The 3,075-nt window shown below is 71.5% G+C and carries 4 protein-coding genes; 3 read left to right on the top strand and 1 reads right to left on the bottom strand.

The window, feature by feature from the left end; translation table 11 throughout:
• Positions 1–120: 120 nt before the first annotated feature.
• The 3 genes from G6030_RS10015 (at position 121) to G6030_RS10005 (ending at position 2,213) form a co-directional block, all read left to right on the top strand.
• Positions 121–1,119, top strand: a complete 999-nt coding sequence (locus G6030_RS10015; protein ID WP_063972037.1) for a DUF808 domain-containing protein — start codon at positions 121–123, stop codon at positions 1,117–1,119.
• Positions 1,119–1,646, top strand: a complete 528-nt coding sequence (locus G6030_RS10010) for a DUF488 domain-containing protein (protein WP_063972036.1) — start codon at positions 1,119–1,121, stop codon at positions 1,644–1,646. The genes G6030_RS10015 and G6030_RS10010 overlap by 1 nt, the downstream gene beginning before the upstream one ends.
• Positions 1,647–1,730: 84 nt before the next feature.
• Positions 1,731–2,213 carry an FABP family protein gene (locus G6030_RS10005; RefSeq protein WP_007629778.1) on the top strand — a complete coding sequence of 161 codons (483 nt, stop codon included), beginning with the start codon at positions 1,731–1,733 and terminating at the stop codon, positions 2,211–2,213.
• 40 nt (positions 2,214–2,253) lie between these two features.
• Here G6030_RS10005 and G6030_RS10000 read toward each other — a convergent pair whose 3' ends face one another.
• Complete coding sequence (locus tag G6030_RS10000) at positions 2,254–2,895, bottom strand: ABC transporter permease (RefSeq protein WP_187701703.1); 642 nt, start codon at positions 2,893–2,895, stop codon at positions 2,254–2,256.
• Positions 2,896–3,075: the final 180 nt, after the last annotated feature.

Genomic DNA, 3,075 nt, shown 5'->3' with positions numbered 1-3,075 from the left:
GGCGCGGGCGCCGCCCCGGCGATACGCTGTGGCCACGCGATCCGGCACGGTCGGATCACCCGTCCGCGGGGCCGCACCCGATCACCGGGCCGCGCCCGCCCGCCAGAAATGAGGTCTTCCATGGCCGGTGGACTCGCCGCCCTACTCGACGACGTCGCTGTACTCGCACGCATGGCTGCCGCCAGTGCCGACGACGTCGCGGCCGCCGCGGGTCGGGCCAGCGTCAAGGCCGCGGGCGTGGTGGTCGACGACACCGCCGTCACGCCCCAGTACGTGCGCGACGTCGATCCGTCCCGCGAACTGCCCATCATCCGGAAGATCGCGCTCGGATCGCTGGGCAACAAGGCGATCATCATCGTTTTCGCGCTCCTGCTCAGCCAGTTCGTCCCGTGGCTCCTCACCCCGATCCTCATGCTCGGCGGCCTCTACCTCTGCTACGAGGGCGCCGAGAAGGTGTGGGAGCGCGTCTCGGGTCATCACGAGGAGGCCGCGCCCGTCGTGGAGAAGGGCCCCGAGGCCGAGGCGCGGATGGTCCGCGGCGCGGTGACCACCGATTTCATCCTCAGCGCCGAGATCATGGTGATCGCTCTCAACGAGGTCGCCTCCGAGTCGTTCTGGTCGCGCGCGATCATCCTCGTCGTGGTGGGCCTGGGCATCACCGCGCTCGTCTACGGTGTCGTCGCGGTGATCGTGAAGATGGACGACGTCGGGCTGCACCTCGCCGGTAGGGACTCCCCCGGCGTCCAGCGGTTCGGCCGCGGCCTGGTCAAGGCGATGCCGACCGTGCTCGAGGTGATCTCGTTCGTCGGCATGCTCGCGATGCTGTGGGTCGGCGGACACATCCTCCTCGTGGGCCTCGACGAGCTCGGCGTGACCGCGCCGTACCACCTCGTGCACCTCTTGGCGGAGCCCGCGGCGGCGGTGGCCGGCGTCGGCGCCGTGCTCGGATGGCTGGTCGACACGGCGTGCGCCCTGGTCTTCGGCCTCGCCGTGGGCGCGGTGATCGTCGCGGTCATGCACCTGATCCCGCGGCGGGGATCCGCTGACGGAAACGACGGCGTTGCCGGCAGCGGCGAGCCGCGGGCGCCCGAGGGCGCGGGGCGGGAGACCGATCGCTGATGCTCCTCACCGTGGGGCACGGACGACTGGACCGCGACGCACTCGCCCGCCTCCTGCGCGGTGCCGGGGTCGAGCTCCTCGTGGACATCCGGCGCTTCCCCGGCAGCCGGGCGAACGAGGCCGCGTCGAAGGGTGCCGTGCCCGAGATCGTCGCCGAGGCCGGCATCGACTACCGCTGGGAAGAGGACCTCGGCGGGCGCCGGCACCTCAGAGCCGACGAACGTCGCCGCTCCCCCGACACCTGGTGGCGCGTCGAGGCGTTCCGGGCGTACAGCGCCTGGACCCGCGATCCCTCCTTCCGCGAGGCCCTCGACCGAGTCGTGGCGGACGCCCGCCGACGACAGGTGGCGGTGATGTGCTCGGAATCCGTGTGGTGGCGCTGTCACCGCCGGATCGTGGCGGACGTAGTGGCGACCGTCCACGACATGCCCGTGGGTCACCTGATGCACTCCGGATCCATCACCGAGCACACCCCGAGCGAGGGCCTGCGGCTCGATGAGAGCGGCGAACCGGTCTGGGACGGGTGATCAGCAGGCGCCCCGAGTACCGCGAGCGGCGTCAGCCCGGCGCGGAGATCGCCGCATGTCCGGCCGTGGCCTAGTCTCACGGCCATGGACCCTGCATCGACGCTCGCCCCGAACCTCACGCCCCTGGCGGCACTTCTCGGCACCTGGAAGGGCGACGGCGCGGGAACGTACCCGACGATCGACGACTTCACCTACACCGAGGAGCTCACGTTCACGGATGTCGGGAAGCCCTTCCTCCACTACATACAGCGGACGTGGGCACCGAACGGCTCGCCCATGCACACCGAGACGGGGTACCTCCGAGCGCCCCGCGACGGCGTGGCCGAGTTCGTCCTCGCCCAGCCCACCGGGCAGACCGAACTGTGCGAGGGCACGGTCGTCGCCGAGGCCGACACCGTGGTGGTGGAGTTCGACTCGCGCGTCGTGGGCACTGCCACCGCCAAGGAGGTCGTCACCACCCGTCGCCGATACGAGATCGCCGGCGACCGGATGGTGACGACCTTCGCGATGGCCGCCGTCGGCGTACCCCTCACGCACCACCTGCGTTCGGAGTTGCGCCGGGTGTGACCCCCGCCCCGCACCTGCGGCCATCGACGGGGCCCGCGGGTCAGCGCGCGGTCCGCTCCCGCAGGATGAGCCGCGACAGCGAGTCCAGCGCGAACCCCAGCACGCCGATGACCAGGATCACCGCCATGACCTGGTCGTAGGCCAGTTGATCGCGGGCGTTGAGGATCTGATAACCCAGCCCCGACCGGACACCGAGCATCTCCGCGGGCACCAACACGATCCACGCCGTGCCCAGGGCGAGCCGGATTCCGCCGAGGATGGCCGGTCTCACCGCCGGGATGACGACCCGCGTCAGTCGCTCCCACCCGCTGGCGCCCATCGTGCGGGCCACGTCGAGATAACCCGGGTCCATCGCGTGGACTCCGGACGAGGTGGAGAGCATGATCGGCCAGATCGCCGCCGCGGCGACGAGGAAGATCACCGGCTCGTTGCCGATCCCGAAGACGGCGATCGCGACCGGCGCCCATGACAGCGGCGAGATCATGCGGAGGAACTGGACGAGCGGGCCCGCGACGGCCTCCGCGCGTCGACGGAGACCGAGCCACAGGCCGAGCGGAACTCCGAGGAGGGCGGCTACGGCGAGCCCCGCGACCAGCCGGTACAGACTGACCGCGGCATCCGAGATCAAGACCCCACGGTCGAGCAGCTCGCCGAATCCGGACCACGTCTCGACCGGGGACATGCCTCCGATCACCGGGTCGTCTGTGACGAGGCCGGAGGTGAGAAGCGCCCACACCGCGAGGCCGAGGAGTAAGCCGACGAATCCGGCTCCCCAGCGCGCGGCGGGACCGCCTCCGGCGCTCGTGCCGCTTCGGCCCCGGCGAGCCCTCGGTGCCGCCGGCTCGGCCCCCGCCCGGTCGGC

This window comes from Dietzia sp. E1 (assembly GCF_014145015.1).
Lineage (GTDB): Bacteria > Actinomycetota > Actinomycetes > Mycobacteriales > Mycobacteriaceae > Dietzia > Dietzia cinnamea_A.
This window is presented reverse-complemented; position numbering and strand designations above follow the sequence as displayed.

Coding starts and splice junctions, on each gene's coding strand:
- G6030_RS10005 (WP_007629778.1), top strand. CDS start 1,731: ATGGACCCTGCATCGACGCTCGCCCCGAACCTCACGCCCCTGGCGGCA.
- G6030_RS10000 (WP_187701703.1), bottom strand. CDS start 2,895: ATGTCCCCGGTCGAGACGTGGTCCGGATTCGGCGAGCTGCTCGACCGT.
- G6030_RS10015 (WP_063972037.1), top strand. CDS start 121: ATGGCCGGTGGACTCGCCGCCCTACTCGACGACGTCGCTGTACTCGCA.
- G6030_RS10010 (WP_063972036.1), top strand. CDS start 1,119: ATGCTCCTCACCGTGGGGCACGGACGACTGGACCGCGACGCACTCGCC.